This window comes from Pedobacter sp. Leaf250 (assembly GCF_920984735.1).
GTDB lineage: Bacteria > Bacteroidota > Bacteroidia > Sphingobacteriales > Sphingobacteriaceae > Pedobacter.
In genome coordinates this window covers 291,681-308,260 of the sequence record NZ_CAKLBU010000002.1, presented here as the reverse complement: position 1 = coordinate 308,260, position 16,580 = coordinate 291,681, and the positions used below count along the sequence as shown (strand labels likewise).

At 34.0% G+C, this 16,580-nt stretch carries 17 protein-coding genes; 11 read left to right on the top strand and 6 right to left on the bottom strand.

Annotation, left to right across the window (positions count from 1 at the left end):
• The first annotated feature begins 201 nt into the window (after positions 1–201).
• The 8 genes from LUA91_RS03285 to LUA91_RS03250 all read left to right on the top strand — a co-directional run bounded on the left by LUA91_RS03285 (position 202) and on the right by LUA91_RS03250 (position 6,860).
• Positions 202–1,296 (top strand): MBL fold metallo-hydrolase, encoded by a 1,095-nt coding sequence (locus LUA91_RS03285; RefSeq protein ID WP_231424556.1) that lies wholly within the window; start codon positions 202–204, stop codon positions 1,294–1,296.
• Between the two features lie 51 nt (positions 1,297–1,347).
• Positions 1,348–1,710, top strand: coding sequence for a hypothetical protein (locus tag LUA91_RS03280; RefSeq protein ID WP_231424555.1), 363 nt, complete (start codon positions 1,348–1,350; stop codon positions 1,708–1,710).
• Positions 1,711–1,755: 45 nt separating this feature from the next.
• Positions 1,756–2,547: a hypothetical protein gene (locus LUA91_RS03275; RefSeq protein WP_231424554.1), complete on the top strand. Its 792-nt coding sequence runs from the start codon at positions 1,756–1,758 to the stop codon at positions 2,545–2,547.
• Between the two features lies 1 nt (position 2,548).
• Complete coding sequence (gene miaA, locus LUA91_RS03270) at positions 2,549–3,460, top strand: tRNA (adenosine(37)-N6)-dimethylallyltransferase MiaA (protein WP_231424553.1); 912 nt, start codon at positions 2,549–2,551, stop codon at positions 3,458–3,460.
• Positions 3,461–3,593: 133 nt separating this feature from the next.
• Positions 3,594–4,109, top strand: a complete 516-nt coding sequence (locus LUA91_RS03265; protein ID WP_231424551.1) for an outer membrane beta-barrel protein — start codon at positions 3,594–3,596, stop codon at positions 4,107–4,109.
• A gap of 151 nt (positions 4,110–4,260) precedes the next feature.
• Complete coding sequence (locus LUA91_RS03260) at positions 4,261–4,812, top strand: hypothetical protein (RefSeq protein WP_231424549.1); 552 nt, start codon at positions 4,261–4,263, stop codon at positions 4,810–4,812.
• Between the two features lie 96 nt (positions 4,813–4,908).
• The gene (locus LUA91_RS03255) at positions 4,909–5,439 is read left to right on the top strand and encodes a DUF3347 domain-containing protein (protein ID WP_231424547.1); all 531 of its coding nucleotides are present in this window, start codon (positions 4,909–4,911) and stop codon (positions 5,437–5,439) included.
• A gap of 131 nt (positions 5,440–5,570) precedes the next feature.
• Positions 5,571–6,860 carry a citrate synthase gene (locus LUA91_RS03250; RefSeq protein ID WP_231424545.1) on the top strand — a complete coding sequence of 430 codons (1,290 nt, stop codon included), beginning with the start codon at positions 5,571–5,573 and terminating at the stop codon, positions 6,858–6,860.
• Between the two features lie 70 nt (positions 6,861–6,930).
• Here LUA91_RS03250 and LUA91_RS03245 read toward each other — a convergent pair whose 3' ends face one another.
• The 5 genes from LUA91_RS03245 to LUA91_RS03225 form a co-directional block, all read right to left on the bottom strand.
• Positions 6,931–8,058, bottom strand: a complete 1,128-nt coding sequence (locus tag LUA91_RS03245; RefSeq protein ID WP_231424543.1) for a DUF3667 domain-containing protein — start codon at positions 8,056–8,058, stop codon at positions 6,931–6,933.
• Positions 8,059–8,075: 17 nt separating this feature from the next.
• Positions 8,076–9,461: a nucleoside permease gene (locus LUA91_RS03240; protein WP_231424563.1), complete on the bottom strand. Its 1,386-nt coding sequence runs from the start codon at positions 9,459–9,461 to the stop codon at positions 8,076–8,078.
• Positions 9,462–9,637: 176 nt separating this feature from the next.
• A complete protein-coding gene (locus LUA91_RS03235) occupies positions 9,638–10,252 on the bottom strand; it encodes a bifunctional nuclease family protein (RefSeq protein WP_231424541.1) in 615 nt (204 codons plus the stop codon).
• Positions 10,253–10,307: 55 nt separating this feature from the next.
• The gene (locus LUA91_RS03230) at positions 10,308–11,276 is read right to left on the bottom strand and encodes an electron transfer flavoprotein subunit alpha/FixB family protein (RefSeq protein ID WP_231424539.1); all 969 of its coding nucleotides are present in this window, start codon (positions 11,274–11,276) and stop codon (positions 10,308–10,310) included.
• Between the two features lie 58 nt (positions 11,277–11,334).
• The gene (locus LUA91_RS03225; RefSeq protein WP_231424537.1) at positions 11,335–12,072 is read right to left on the bottom strand and encodes an electron transfer flavoprotein subunit beta/FixA family protein; all 738 of its coding nucleotides are present in this window, start codon (positions 12,070–12,072) and stop codon (positions 11,335–11,337) included.
• A 129-nt stretch (positions 12,073–12,201) separates the two neighbouring features.
• On the opposite strand from LUA91_RS03225, the gene LUA91_RS03220 reads away from it, so the two are divergent.
• Together LUA91_RS03220 and chrA are read left to right on the top strand one after the other, a co-directional pair.
• Positions 12,202–12,537, top strand: a complete 336-nt coding sequence (locus LUA91_RS03220) for a tetratricopeptide repeat protein (RefSeq protein WP_231424535.1) — start codon at positions 12,202–12,204, stop codon at positions 12,535–12,537.
• A 45-nt stretch (positions 12,538–12,582) separates the two neighbouring features.
• Positions 12,583–13,800, top strand: a complete 1,218-nt coding sequence (chrA, locus tag LUA91_RS03215) for a chromate efflux transporter (protein ID WP_231424533.1) — start codon at positions 12,583–12,585, stop codon at positions 13,798–13,800.
• A 57-nt stretch (positions 13,801–13,857) separates the two neighbouring features.
• Here the strand turns inward: chrA and dnaB are convergent, their stop codons facing one another.
• Entirely contained in the window at positions 13,858–15,423 is a 1,566-nt protein-coding gene (dnaB, locus tag LUA91_RS03210; protein WP_231424531.1) for a replicative DNA helicase, read from the bottom strand.
• A 357-nt stretch (positions 15,424–15,780) separates the two neighbouring features.
• Between dnaB and rlmB the strand changes: the two genes are divergently transcribed.
• The gene (gene rlmB / locus LUA91_RS03205) at positions 15,781–16,548 is read left to right on the top strand and encodes a 23S rRNA (guanosine(2251)-2'-O)-methyltransferase RlmB (RefSeq protein ID WP_231424529.1); all 768 of its coding nucleotides are present in this window, start codon (positions 15,781–15,783) and stop codon (positions 16,546–16,548) included.
• The last annotated feature ends 32 nt before the right edge of the window (positions 16,549–16,580 follow it).

The window sequence follows — 16,580 nt, the reverse complement described above, 5'->3', positions numbered from 1 at the left end:
AAAACCACAAAAGTAGTAGCCTCGATCCGAAAATCGAGACTACGCAAGATAGTTCAGTGGCTGAACTTCTTTAGAATACAAAAATACTTTTTTGTCTAAATATTTGGAATTTATAACAGTACCTTTTATTTTGCTTTCTACTGACTTAATTATTGAATTGATGGTAAATCTAATCCGTAAATTGCCCCAAAATTTATTTACATGATTGCCTTATATTTAACACTTATATTAGTTTTCGTTATCATTATCATCATAAATCTTCCTGTTTTTGGAAGATTACCAATGGCCTTAAGACGTGATAAAATTCATCATTTAAGTAATTATCGTGATGGTGCATTACAAAATCTATCTTTCACACCAATGCAACCAGAAGGCGTAAGTTTTTACAAAATTTTAAAAGCCTTTTTCTTTGAAAAACATCCAAACAAGAGTCCTGATAAGCCATTAAAATATGTTCAACCAGATTTAAACAGCAAGCCTGCTACAGCTGCTCCAGAAATTATATGGTTTGGTCACTCTTCTTACCTGATAAAAATTAATGATTTAAGGATATTGGTTGATCCTGTTTTTAGCAATGTGCCTTCTCCATTTTCATTTATTGGAAGCAAGGCTTTTCCAGGAACCAACTTTGTTAAGGCTGAAGATTTTAAAAATATTGATGTTCTACTGATAACCCATGATCATTATGACCATTTGGATTACAAAACCATTTTAAAAATAGCACCAGAAACGAAAGAAATCATCACATCACTAGGTGTAGGATCGCATTTGGAAAGATGGGGGATTTCTTCAACCAAAATAAAAGAGTTGTGCTGGAACGAAAAAGTAGATTTGATGAATGGATTGAATTTTACAGCCGTGCCTGCAAGACATTTTACAGGAAGAAAATTCAAACGCAATCAAACACTTTGGTCGGCATTTGTACTCGAATTTAATAATTGTAAACTATTTCTAGGTGGCGATTCTGGTTACGATACACACTTTAAAGAAATTGGAGAAAACTTCGGTCCATTTGATATTGCCTTATTGGAGTGCGGGCAGTATAATGCATATTGGCCTTATATACATATGTTTCCTGAAGAAACCGTACAAGCTGCAATAGATTTAAATGCAAAAGTATTGATGCCCGTACATTGGGGTAAATTTAGCTTAGCGATGCATCCTTGGGATGATTCAATAAAAAGAGTGATAAATGAAGCTGATAAAAAACAAATGCCAGTTGTTACACCCCAGCTGGGGGAAAGCATTGTTTTAGATACTAAAATGCCAGCTTTTAAGTGGTGGCTTGATCAATAAATTTAAACAAAATGAATGTTTTGATGTTTAAAATTTAAAATCAATTTTATTATGAAAACGGATCTAGTCGAAATTTTTCAAACCATAAGAGCGGGTGTACAACCTTATGCCACACGAGGATATACTGTACATGAAAACTCTGAAACTGGTTACGATCTTTACAGCGAAAAAAACATTCAGGATGAAGGAAATAAAGTTACAGAAAGATTTTTTGCTGGAATATACATTAATGGAAATGAAGTCGAACTGAAAGTGAATGCTGATGAATTTACATCTAAAAATCAATCATTAATAAGCTTTGGCGATGATAAATCTGGTTTAAAAATTTCCGCACTTGATGATGTAAAATTAAAAGAGGTAGAAACATTGGTGGAAATTATACATACACATTTCAAAGAAAAAGAATGGATTTAAATTCTTTGATTAATTTTGCTTTAATTCTGCAAATTAATTGAATAATTGGAAGATCTAATTTTACCTACAAAACTCAAATGGCACAATCAATTTACATCAGCATTAGCTGATAGTAATATTGATGGCCATTTTTTTTTAAAAGACGATTTTTCTTTGTTTTCAGTTTATAATCATGCTCTTGTTATCCATTTAGTAAGCCTGGATAATCAGTTTACACCGCAACATTTAATCAGTATGCAACAAATGCATCTCGACAACGGAATTAAACTTATTCATTTATGGGAAGATGTTTGGCTTAATAAACCTTTACAAGTTTTAGCAAGAATTTCATCTCTTTTAGGCTTAAATAAAAGAATTCATGGAAGAGAAACTTCAATTAAAAAAATTGATAAATCTGTTGCATTGTCTTTTTTAAATGAAAATCATTTGCAGGGATTTGTAAGTTGTAGATATAAATTAGGGTTATTTAAAAAGGATGAATTGGTGTCAGTGGCCACATTTGCGGCATTACGTAAAATGAATCACGAAGAAAATTATAAATCAGCAGAATTAATCAGATTTGCAATTAAAACAGGATACTCTGTTGTTGGAGGTTTAAGCAAATTAATTTCTCATTTTTATCATTTACATCAACCAAACGATTTAATGACCTACGCTGACCGGGATTGGTCAGCAGGAGAGGCCTACCACAAATTAAATTTCATTAAAACAAATATCATAGCGCCCCAGTATTTTTCAATTGATTCCAATCTAAGTCGATCATTGATTAAAGAAGATTCCTCAACCCCTGCTAAAGTATTTAATACAGGTAGTTTAAAGTATATCTTAAAATTTTAATATGGCCGATATTAATCTCATCATCATCCTGGGAGCAACAGCTTCGGGTAAAACAAAACTAGCAGCTCAGGTTGCAAAATCCATTAATGGTGAAATCATCAGTGCAGATAGCAGGCAGATATTTAAAAAAATGGATATCGGCACTGGAAAAGATCTTGATGAATATACCGTTGAAGGTCAAAAAATTCCATATCATTTAATCAATATTTTAGAACCTGGTGAAAAATATCATGTAGATGCTTTCAAAAATGATTTTTACAAGGTATTTGAAGATATTATTGCAAGAGGCAAAACACCAATTTTATGTGGAGGAACGGGAATGTACATCCACAGTTTACTTCAAAATCAGGATTACACAGCAGTACCGGTAAATGAAAATTTGAGAGCATCATTACTGCCCGAAACTAAGGAGGCTTTGATGATAAAATTAACAAATTACTCTAATGTAAATTATGTGGATGTAAATTCAAAAAAAAGAATAATACGGGCAATAGAAGTTGCTGAATTTTTGAAACATAGTTTTATTAAAGAAAGAATCACACCAGACATAAAGCCGATCATATTTGGACTTAAAAATAATGTAGAGGTCACCAGATCAAAAATTTTAAGTCGATTAGAAGATCGTTTATCAGTAGGAATGATAGATGAAGTTATAAATTTAATTTCAAATGGCGTTTCAAAAGAAACGTTAATGTTTTATGGTTTGGAATATAAATTTATTGTAAACCATTTGGATGGACTAATTGATTACGACGAATTTAAATTTAGATTAGGTATAGCAATTTGTCAATATGCTAAACGTCAAAATACCTTCTTTAGAAAAATGGAAAAAGATAATGTATTGATAAATTGGTTAGATGCTTCATTAAATACTAACCAATTAAGGCAACAAATTCTACAAAAAATACATTAGTAAGTTTTTTTTATAAAATTGTAATAAGCAGGTTTTTATACCGTTAACATTAGCTTTACACAAAAAAGCTCTTTTGGCACATCTTTTGTATTTGTTTGAGTATAAAGTTTAACTCAAAAATAATAACTTATTAATGAAAACAATTACTAAAATTATTGCTACCTCAGCAGCTGTTGTAGCGCTATTTTTTACAACAAATGTAAATGCACAATCTAAAAATCTTGGTATTGGATTAAATGTTGGTGTCCCAACTAGTGATGCTTATAGTATTGCGATTGGCGGAGATTTACGTTATCAGTTTAATGTTGATAAACAACTTTCTATTCCTGTAACTGCAGGTTATACTCACTTAAGTGGTAAAGAAATAGGTAACACTGGTGTAAATTATTCAAGTTTTGGATATATCCCAGTAAAAGTTGGTGCAAAATATTTTTTCAATGAATCTGGTGCTGGTCTATATGGATTGGCAGAATTAGGTGCTGGTTTTGGAACAAATGAAGGTAGTGGAACATCATTTGTATATTCTCCAGCAATTGGTTATGCTTGGAGTAACGGCATTGATTTAGGTGCTAAATATGAAGGTTTAGCTAGAAATGGAAATTCGACAGGATATGTTGGTTTACGTATAGCTTATGGATTTAGTTTATAATTCTAATAAAATAATTCTAAAAAGCCCCAGCCAAAGTTGGGGCTTTTTTTATTATTAAAAATTTCTGAAAAAAATGAAAATTATAAAATCTATTCTCTTCGCTTTATCGTATATACCTTAAAACCCTTAATTATTAATTAAATCATCTAACATGAAAACAATTACTAAACTTTTTGCAACGGCAATTACAGCTGTTGCTATTTTTACAACATCAAACTTAAATGCACAAACCATGACTACCATGGATGCTGGAACAACCAATAATGGTATGGGATTTAAAGTTGGCATCGGTTTAAACGGTGGTTTATTCAAGAAAAGCTCTCCAATGGAGTATGCTTATGGCGCTGATTTAAAGTTGCAGTGGGATTTAACGAAAGATGTTGCTATCACAGCCTCAGGTGGTTACACTAAACTAAAAGGAAGAAACAACTCTTTGGATTTCGGTTTTATTCCTGCAAAGGGTGGTGTTAAAGTTTTTGCTATCGAAAGAATGTACTTAGCGGTTGAAGCTGGTGCAGGTTTTGGTATTGAAGACGGCGCAAAAACAAACTTCATTTACACAGGTGGTCTTGGTTACGAGTGGGATAATGGTCTTGATATCGGTGCAAGATATGAAGGTTATACAAACGATGTAGCTTCTACAACATATTTCAGAAAAACAGGACAGTTTGCTTTAAGAATTGCCTATAATTTCAAATTATAATTAAATCATCATATATTTCAAAGGCCTCGCAAATTGCGGGGCTTTTTTTGTTTAATTCATATTTAAATTACTATTTTGAGCAGAAAACCAAATACAATGAAAAAGATATTCGGCATAGCCATATTAGCTACATTATTTGCCTGCAACCAAGCAGAGAAAAAATCTACAAATGATAAGGACACTATCCAAAACGATACTACAAAGATTTCAAACGGTGTGCAGATTAAGGATTCTAAAAAATCAGAAATATTAAATCAATATGTAGATCTTAAAAATGCATTGGTCGCATCCAATTCTGCCATTGCTCAAAAATCTGCTTCAACGTTGGAAAAAAGTTTAGCAAACTACGAAGGTTGCGAGCCAACTGCAGAAATTGCAGCAAAGATTGCAAGTTCGACAGATCTTGTAATGCAACGCAAAAATTTTACTGTGTTAAGTGCAGATGTAATTGCATTGTTTAAATCAACGGAAATAGAATCAGGAACACTTTATGTTCAACATTGCCCAATGGCAAACAAAGGTGATGGCGGCGATTGGCTATCAAAAGAAAAGGAAATAAAAAATCCTTATTACGGCAATGAGATGCTGGAATGTGGTAGAGTTGCAGAAGAAATCAAATCAAAATAGTAATGAATCAAAAAAAATTAAGCATGATTGTTACGTCTTTTTGACTGATTATTCATATTAATTTAACAGATTTGTTATGCATGTATATTAATTTTATATAATTTAGAAAGCTACAAACACAATACAATAATATGTCAGATATTGCAGAGATTAAAGTTGATGGTAATACAATTGAATTACCAGTAATTACAGGAACAGAAGATGAGAAGGCCATTGATATTTCTAAATTAAGAGATTTAACAGGCTTTGTAACCTTAGATACTGGTTTTAAAAATACTGGTTCTACAAAAAGTAAAATCACTTTCTTAGATGGTGAAAAAGGGATATTAAAATATAGAGGTTATTCTATTGAAGAGCTTGCCGAAAAATCGAGTTTTTTAGAGGTATCTTATTTAATTGTTTATGGTGATTTGCCAAATCAAGAACAATTGGATGCATTTCAAGCTGAAATTAGCAGACATACATTGATTCATGAGGATATGAAGAAATTTTTTGATGGTTATCCATCAAGATCTCATCCAATGGGTCAATTGGGTTCTTTAATATTCTCGCTATCAACATTTTATCCAGAATGCTTAAAGCCAAATCAAACTGCAGAGGAGCAAAATTTAACCATTATTAAGTTGCTGGCTAAACTGCCAACAATTGTATCTTTTATCTATAAAAAATCACTAGGTCATCCACTTATTTATCCAAAAAATAAATATGATTATGTTACCAATTTCCTTTGGATGACATTTGGACAACGTACTGAAGATTATGATGTGAATCCGATTGTAGTTAGCGCAATGAACAAGCTGCTTATCCTTCATGCAGATCACGAGCAAAATTGTTCGGCATCAACTGTACGCATAGTGGGTTCTTCTGATTGTAATTTGTATGCTTCTATTTCAGCAGGGATCGCGGCACTTTGGGGGCCACTTCATGGTGGTGCTAACCAAGCGGTAATTGATATGTTGGAGTTAATTAAAGCGGATGGTGGCGATACTGAAAAATGGATTAATAAAGCTAAAGATAAAAATGATCCTTTCCGTATGATGGGATTTGGACACAGAGTTTATAAAAACTTTGATCCACGTGCTAAAATCATTAAAAAGGCCTGCGATGATATCTTAGAGAATTTAGGCATTGATGATCCGATTTTGGAAATAGCTAAAAAATTAGAAGAAGCTGCCTTAACGGATCAATACTTTATCGATAGAAAATTATATCCAAACGTAGATTTTTATTCAGGAATTATTTACAGGGCTTTAGGTTTCCCATCTGAAATGTTTACCGTATTATTCGCCTTGGGTCGTTTACCAGGATGGATAGCTCAATGGAAAGAAATGCATGAGAATAAAGAACCAATCGGTCGTCCACGTCAGATCTACGTTGGTGAAACTGATAGAGAATTTGTAGATATCAAAAGCAGAAAATAAATATAAAAATCAACCTCAAAAAAAAAGCTTCAGAAAATTCTGAAGCTTTTTTTTTGAGGTTTTATGAAGATTAAGTTACAACATAATAAATTAAATTTAACATCACCATTTCAGATAACTTCAGTGATAAAAAGTACAGTATAAAGATCATGATCATTTTACCAATAACTTTTTTACGTTGATAAAATATTTTTAAAGCGTTAAACATATACCAGCAAACCCAAATAAAAATAGCAACACCAATAATGCTTGATAATGTTGAATCTTCTCCAAAAATGTATTTAATGATTGGCTTAGTGAAAATAGATACGATAAAGAAAGCGGTCATTCCATGAATAGTAAATATCAGGTGATCAAGATAGTAAATGTGGTTTTTTCTAAAATTCCACATGATAAAAAGCGCAAGCAAAGGCATCATTAAGAAATATTGCTTGGGCCTGTTGTGCTCTAAGGTTTCTTGAATTACGTCAGCTTTTTCGCCAAATGTAATAGAACGTTTTTTGTTCAATTTTTCTATCCAATTATCCTGATCTTCGGAATGAAGTGTTTTTTGTCTTAATAAGTATGCCGCATAAGTACTATCATTGCGATCATCATGAATCTGACTAAATCTTGAAATAACCTTCGTCAAAGAATCTGATTTATTGGATTTGTTAAGCTTTTTTAACTCTTCCAATGCTATTTTCTGTTCTTTAAAACTTAAAGATTTATAATCTTCTCTATCTAAATCTTCGGCAATTTGCTTGGTTGTTTCATTCACTATTCCAGGTGCAGCTTTGGTCAATCCAGCTTTTTTAAGTGCAATATGTACACTATCTAGTGTGGCTTTTCTTTTTTGAGATTGAGCAGCAGTTACAGGCTTATGTGCCTGATCTATTTCTACATGGGTAGGGGAATAGGCAATTAAAAAGTAAACAATTGATACAAAAATATACATGCTTACCGGATTGATATATCTCGCCCTCTTACCTGCTAAATAATCTAAAGTAACCTGACCGGGTTTGCTTAAAAGGGGAACAAGGGTTTGAAAAAACTTATTATCGAAGTGAAAATAATGTGCAATACTGTGGCTGATAAAACCCCAGAAACTTTCCTTTAATTCTAAATTTGGTTGGCCGCAGTTACTGCAATAATGAGTTTCTACATGCGAACCACAATTTAAACAATTATGTTCTTTTCTATACTTACCAGCTGACATAGGGGATTTCGTAATAATTAGTGGGTAATGGCATCAATAGCCTTTTCTTCGGCTTTAGTATGTTTATGCTTAAATAATAGTGCAAATAAAATAGTTATCACTAGGGCGTAGATGGTAAATGAAAGCCAGATGCTGTGCCAATCTTTCATGTGTATTGTTTTATCAAAACTTCCGTTTTCTAGAATGCTCACGCCTTGGCTTTTTACAAAATTAAGCAGGTGGCTATTGTTAGGTTCTGATCCAACAAACTCTGATGTTGCTTGAACTGTGTTAAAAGATTTAGTGAAAAATTTATCAATCATCCATCCAGAAACTAAACTTCCGAACACCGCCCCGAAACCATTGGTCATCATCATAAACATGCCTTGAGCAGAAGAACGTGTTTTTGCTGTTGTGGAAGTTTCTACAAATAAAGACCCTGATATGTTAAAAAAGTCGAAAGCCATACCATAAACTACACATGACAGAATAATCATCCAAAGATTTCCGGCAGGGTCGCCATAAGCAAAGAAGCCAAAACGGAAAACCCATGCCAGCATTGCAATAATCATTACTTTTTTTATACCGTAACGCTTTAAAAAGAAAGGAATGGCCAGGATAAATAAGGTCTCTGAAACCTGAGAAATCGACATGATAATTGTCGAATATTTTACCACAAATGAGTCAGCATATTTTGGAAAGTTTTTGAACTCATCCAGGAAAACATCACCATATGCATTGGTAAGTTGCAATGCTCCCCCTAAAAACATCGAAAATATAAAGAACAAAGCCATTTTATAATTGGCAAAAAGCTTAAAAGCTTCAAGTCCTAGGGTTTGCATTAACGTAGCTTTTTCAGATATTAATCTACTTGGTTTACATTTAGGTAAGGTAAAAGCATAAATTCCTAATAATAGAGCACCCGTTCCGGCGATGTAAAATTGATATGCACTAGCTTTATTTCCAGTTAAATTGGTAATCCACATGGCTGCAATAAAACCAACTGTTCCCCAAACACGTATGGGAGGGAAATCTTTCACCACATCCAGGTTTCCGGATTTTAATGTTGTATAAGAAATGGAATTACTTAATGATATTGTTGGCATGTAAAAGCACATTGCAGCCAATATCGTCCAGAAGAAAGCATTTGGAGTTTCAACCTGAGGCAGATAGAATAAAACACAAGCATATAATATGTGAAGAATACCATATAAAACTTCTGCATTAACCCATTTATCTGCAATAATTCCAGTTAGTGTTGGCATAAATAACGATGCGAAGCCCATGGTTGCAAAAATGGCCCCGAACTGTGTACCATCCCATTGTTTCGTACCAAACCAATAATTTGCAATAGTGATAAGCCAAGCACCCCACACAAAAAATTGCATAAAGCTCATCAAGGTTAAGCGGAACTTAACATTCATCATATTTGTTTGTTTGATTTATAAAAGTAAAGGCTGAATATAGAACTATTTTAAAACATAATTCAAAAATAGGCCCAAATTATTTTAAACAATTTGGGCTTATCTGGAATTTATGTATTTACACTAAAATTCTTTTAAATATTTGAAAAGAAAATCGTTAAATAGAAGGATTTAAATTAAGAAGTACCTCTTTTATTTAATTCATCTCTTAGCCGGGCAGCTTTTTCATAAGCTTCATCGGCAATTGCCTCCTGTAGTTTTTGCTGAAGTTCTTCAAGTGATAAATCTCCATATCCCTGCTGTTTTGAAGAGCTTGGTGTAACGTCGGCGTCAGGCTCTTTCGCTATCGAATCCATGTTTTCTAAAAATAGAAAATCGTTGCCTTCAATTACTATTCCTGCTGATGCGAGTATAAATTCGTAGGTGTATATTAACGCATTAAACCTAACAGCCAATGCAATGGCATCAGAAGTTCTTGCATCAATTTCATGGGTACTTTTTCCATCGCTGCAAATAAGTTTAGCATAAAAAACGCCATCAACTAAATTATAAATAATAATTTCCTGAACATTGATATGAAAAGTATCAGCCATTGATTTAAACAAATCATGCGTTAATGGCCTACTTGGAGTCATTTTCTCTATTTCAATGGCAATTGCTTGTGCCTCAAATGCTCCGATAATAATGGGCAATCTACGGCGGCCATTTACTTCTCCTAAAACAAGGGCATAAGCACCAGATTGCGTCTGGCTGTAAGATAAACCTACAATATCTAATTTAACTTTTTTCATATTTGATTTTCAAACCCTGCAGGTTATTAAAACCTGCAGGGCTTAAAGTGATTTATTATGCTTTGTGTGCTTTTAAAGCTTCTATTAATTTTGGTACAACTTCAAAAGCATCACCAACAATGCCATAATCAGCTACTTTAAAGAAAGGTGCTTCCGGATCTTTGTTTATCACTACAATAACTTTTGATGAACTTACTCCAGCTAAATGCTGAATAGCACCAGAGATACCAATGGCGATATATAAGTTCGGGCTAATTGCAATTCCGGTTTGACCAACGTGCTCCGAATGTGGTCTCCAATCTGCATCAGATACTGGTTTTGAACAAGCTGTTGCTGCTCCTAAGAGTCCTGCTAACTCTTCAATCATTCCCCAGTTTTCAGGTCCTTTTAAACCTCTTCCGGCAGAAACAACCAACTCAGCATCTGGTAAAGAGATTTTATCGGTAGCTCTTACAATTTCTTTGATAACAGTTCCTAAGTTTGATTGTTTAACATCAGCAGCGAAGTTTTCGATAACAGCATCAGTTGCATTTTCTTTGACCCCAAAAGCATTTGGATTTAAGGCTATTACTTTATTTGCTGAAGTTAATTCGGTAATGGCAAAAGCCTTCCCGGAGAAAGCTGTTTTTTTTACGGCAAATTTACCATCAGTACTTGGTAATTCAACAGCTCCATCTGCCAAACCTGCTTTAAGTTTAACTGCAATACGGGGAGCTAATCCTTTACCAGAGAAAGAGTTGGATAAAACCACAATATCAGCACCTTCTTTTTCTGCTGCTGTTGCAATAACTGTTGCATAAGCTTGATTAACAAATGTTTTTAATTGATCAACACTTACGTTTAAAACCTTGGTTGCGCCATATTTACCTAATTCTTTTAGTTCCGTTTCTGCAACATCACCAATTGAAATTGCTGTCAAGTTGGTTGATTGTTGGTCTGCAATGGCTTTTGCATAAGATACAGCTTCAAAAACAGATTTCTTAAACTTACCTTCAGCTTGTTCTACATATACTAATACTGACATATATTTATTTCTTTATCCTAAAAAAGGATGATGTAAACGATTTAATTAATTGATGAACTTAGATTACTTTAGCTTCGCTGTGAAGTAAGCCGATTAATGATTCTGTTTGATCAGAAGGAATTAATTTCACTGTACCGCGTGGGGCAGGAGTTTCATATTTAGTCACTTTTGTAACTTCCTCGATTGAAACCGCATCAACTACAGTTAAAGGTTTAGTTCTGGCGCTCATGATGCCACGCATGTTTGGTATCTTTGGTTCAGCAACACCTTCTGCACAACTTGCTACAAATTTACCTGAAACAGTAAGCACTTCTTTTCCACCTTCAATTTCTCTTTCCACTGTTGCATTATCGCCATCAATATCTAATTTTTTAATAATTGAAATGGATGGAATATCTAAAAATTCGCCCACCATAGCAGCTACTTGATTTCCATTGTAATCGATAGATTCGCGTCCGGTTAAAATAATGTTGAAATCCTTGTCTTTAGCATATTCAGCAATTTGCTTGGCAACAAAATAAGCATCGCGGGGAGCTGCATTTACACGTACTGCATCATCTGCACCAATTGCAAGTGCTTTTCTAATCGTTGGATCATTAGTGGCTTCGCCAACATTAATTACGGTTACAGTTCCCTTGCCACCTTCAGTTAGTTCAATAGCTCTTGATAACGCAATTTCATCGTAAGGATTAACAATATATTGTACACCTGTAGTATTGAATTCGGTATTATCATTGGTAAAAGTTATTTTTGTCGTCGTGTCGGGCACGTTACTGATACAAACTAATATTTTCATATGTTAATAGTGGTTTTTAGTGAATATGAAAATATCGAAGTTTATAGAAAAGCCTCCGATTAATCATATTATTTGTATTATTTATATATGGTCTTTCTGCAAATTTAATTAAAAAAGCAAGGAAATAAAATGTCATCAAGCCGTTTAGCAAAGTTATTGGAGTTTTTAGAAAGTGATCCAAACGATCCGTTTATACTATATGCCTTAGCCACAGAGTATAACGCACAAAATGATAAAGAAAAGGCCTATTCTTTTTACCTTCAATTAACGGATAAACATCCGGATTATGTAGGTACCTATTATCATTTAGGCAAATTACTGGAAAAAGATGATCAAAAAGATAAGGCAATAGAAATATATCAGCAAGGAATGTTGGTTGCCCGAAATAAAAGGGATATGCATGCATTTTCAGAATTGCAGGGTGCTTATAACACTGCTGCTGGTTTAGATTATGAAGATGATTAATTCAAATTATAGTTTTCAATTATCACTTATCATCTAAAAAAATAAATGCAAGCTAAACCCATCGCTGCAAAAAAGCAGTGGCTATTTATCCGCAATGTAATATTATTTACTTTTACTTCTTTTGGCGGAGCACAAGCACATTTGGCATTATTGCTAAAATATTTTGTTAAGACCACTAAATTTATTTCTGAAGAAGAATTGTTGGAACTAAATGCTTTGGCACAAGTATTACCTGGGCCAGCTTCGACACAAACTTTAGTTGGCGTTGCATGGAAAGTAGGCAAACTTAAGTTAGCTATTATTACTTTTTTGATTTGGATTTTGCCAACTGCAGCGGTGATGACATTTGCAGCAGTAAGCTATGCTTTGCTAGATCAAAAACAGAAATTTAGCGATATTCTGGAATATATTCAGCCCATTGCATTGGGTATTGTAGCCTATGGAGCATGGCAGTTAGGTAAAAAAGTTTTGTCTTCTCAAGTTTCAATATTTTTAGCAATAGCATCAGTTGTGGCTACATTTGTGCTACGTAATGCTTATGTTTTCCCTCTAGCCATTTTAGTAGGTGGGATAATTTCTTCAGCTATTGAAACCCCAAAAGAGGAAACAGATTTAAGGGTTAAACTATTTTCGAATATTAACCCCAAGAAAATGATCTACTTTCTCGGCGCTTTACTTTTATTCGCACTTGTTGGCGCAATAATAAACCGAACATCGCCATTTAGTTTACCCATTCGTTTGCTAGAAAATTTTTATCGTAATGGAATTTTGGTTTTTGGTGGCGGGCAGGTTCTGGTACCGTTAATGTTTACAGAATTTGTTGAGATGAAACATTACATACCTTCATCGGGATTTTTATCTGGTTTTGCATTGCAGCAAGCATTACCTGGGCCAACATTTTCATTTACCAGTTATCTCGGCGCACTAAGCATGAAAAACTTTGGCTATGGTATTTGGGGACAAATATTGGGAGGATTGATCGGTGTTATTGGAATCAATTTACCAGGTTTAATTCTGGTATTATTTATTGTTCCATTTTGGGATGATCTGAAAAAAATATCAAGAATTCGTCACAGTCTTTCTGGAATTAATGCCGTAAGTGTGGGTTTTATCATCGCCGCATTTATTCTTTTACTTATTCCGATGGGATTTAATTTTCTATTCTTAGGAATTATGGTAGCCACATTTTTACTGTTGAATTTTACAAAAGTTAGTCCGCCGATTATCGTTTTGGCTGGTGTTTTAATTGGCTACCTTTTTTAAGATAATTTTATTCACAAAAAAGGGAAACTACTCGTTTCCCTATGGTAATATTTTTGATTAAAACGGTGGCTCGTCATCATTGTAATCGTCCATTTTCGAAGGTCGGATAATTACATTACTCTGTTTTTCAAAATCTTGAGATGGATACATTCCTGCTGATGGATCTGCCGAAGCAAATGATGTTGGGGCTGTAAAATCCTCCTCTAAATCGGTAAACTTAACAAACTTACCAACGAAACGTAGAGGTACAATACCTGTTTCACCATTACGGTGTTTTGCGATAATTACTTCACCAATACCGGCTTGCGATCTTCCTTGCTCATCTTCGGTAATTCCGTAATATTCTGGGCGATAAAGGAATAATACCATATCCGCATCCTGCTCAATTGAACCCGATTCACGTAAATCGGATAACATTGGTCGCTTACCCTGTAAACCTGGTCTGCTCTCAACCGCACGACTTAATTGCGATAATGCTAATACTGGTACATCAAGCTCTTTTGCAACTGATTTTAAGGCTCTGGATATACTACCAATCTCTTGCTCACGGTTACCACCACCTTTTCCACCTTCACCTTTACCATGCATTAATTGCAAATAATCTACAATTACCAATTGGATATCGTATTGCGATTTTAGTCTTCTGCACTTTGCTCTAAATTCAAAAATATTTAAAGCCGGGGTATCATCTATTAGAAGTGGCGCTTCAGTTAAACGACCGATCTTGCTATGTAGTTGTTGCCATTCCCACTCCTGTAAATTTCCTTTTCTTATTTTTTCCTGCTCGATTTCAGCTTCTCCGGATATTAAACGATTCACTAATTGAACGGATGACATCTCAAGAGAGAAAACTACTGTGGGTTTTTGGAAATCAACCGTCGCATTTCTTGCACAGGTAAGTACGAATGCGGTTTTTCCCATCGCCGGACGAGCAGCAATAATTACCAAATCCTGTTTTTGCCAGCCACCTGTAATTCTGTCTAGTCCTGTAAAACCAGTTGGAACACCGGTTAAGCCATCCGTTTTAGTTCTGAGTTCTTCTAAAGTTGCCAGAGATTGCTTAATGATATCATCCATTTTCTGTGTATCTCTACGCAAGTTGTTTTGTGCAATATCAAATAATCCTTTCTCCGCATGATCTAATAAATCGAAAATATCTGTTGTATCTTCATAGGCATTGGTAATAATATCAGTCGAAATTCTAATCAGTTCACGCTGAATATATTTTTGCGAAATGATCCTGGCATGGTACTCGATATTAGCTGCTGAAGCTACCCGATTGGTTAAATTGGTGATATAGTAAGCCCCGCCGACCATTTCTAAGGTACCCATTTGACGCAATTCGGAAGTTACCGTTAAAATATCAACTGGTTTTGATTTCTCAAACAGCATGTGAATGGCTGCGAAGATTTTTTGATGCGCTTCATGATAAAAAACTTCAGGCTTCAAAATATCTATAACAGCCGAAAGTGCATCTTTTTCCAACATTAGTGCACCTAAAACTGCCTCCTCTAAATCTAATGCTTGAGGTGGTAATTTACCCATTGAGCTTACTGTTGTATTTAATCTTGCTTTTCGGGATGATATACTATTCTTTCCTCCCTGTTCGTTATCGATACTCATTTTACAAAAGTAGTTAATTTTTGATGCGATTGTTTTAACAAGTTACTAGCTCTTTGTTAACAAATTGATGCCGAATTACATTAAGTTTTTAGTACTTTAAAAATCGCAGAAAATTTTGAACAATAAAACGTTGATAATTGATTTGTGATAGATGATTGGTAATATATAAAATGGAATAAAGCAGAAATAAATTAAATTTTGCCAATCTCCAAATTAAGACTAATCAAATTTCTATTTCCGCATTTCCAATTCTCAACTGCTGTTCTACAAACATTATTTTCCAATCAATTACCTAATAACAAATAATTTTGCTCGCCATTGCCGCAAAACAATTACTTTTGCAAACAATTTAACAACATGGATAATTTTAGAAGACCACAAAGAGCAAAGGAGAATAACGAATTCGTTTTTGGTATCAGGGCGGTAATTGAAGCAGTTAAAGCTGGAAGAGATATTGAAACGATTTATCAACAACGTGGTTTGGGTGGAGAATTATTTCTTGAATTGAAGGCGTTACTTAAAGATACTTTAATACCATTAAATTCTGTTCCAATTGAGAAATTAAACAGAATGTCGCAAAAAAATCACCAAGGTGTTATTGCTGTTATTTCACCTATTACCTATCAAAATATTGAAGATATTGTTCCTTCTGTTTTTGAAAAAGGAGAGGTGCCACTTATATTAATTTTAGATAGTGTAACTGATGTGCGCAACATGGGTGCTATTGCCCGTACTGCCGCTTGTGTAGGTGTTCATGCCATTGTAGTTCCACTAAAAAATGCTGCACAAATAAATGCAGATGCTATTAAAACTTCTGCTGGAGCATTATTTAATATTCCAATTTGTAGACATTCCAATCTTCATAAAACTTGTTTGTTTTTGCAGGAAAGTGGATTGCAACTGGTTGCATGCACTGAGAAAACTACCGATTTAATATACGCTCCAGATTACACCATGCCAACTGCAATCATCATGGGTTCTGAAGATGAAGGAATTTCGAATGATTTATTAAGAGTAGCAGATCACTTGGCAAAAATCCCTATGGCAGGCAAAATAGAATCACTAAATGTTTCAGTTTCTGCTGGTGTAATTTTGTATGAAGCTGTGAGACAAAGATCTATTTAAAATTATTGCTGATTTGGTTTCTAAATTGAAAA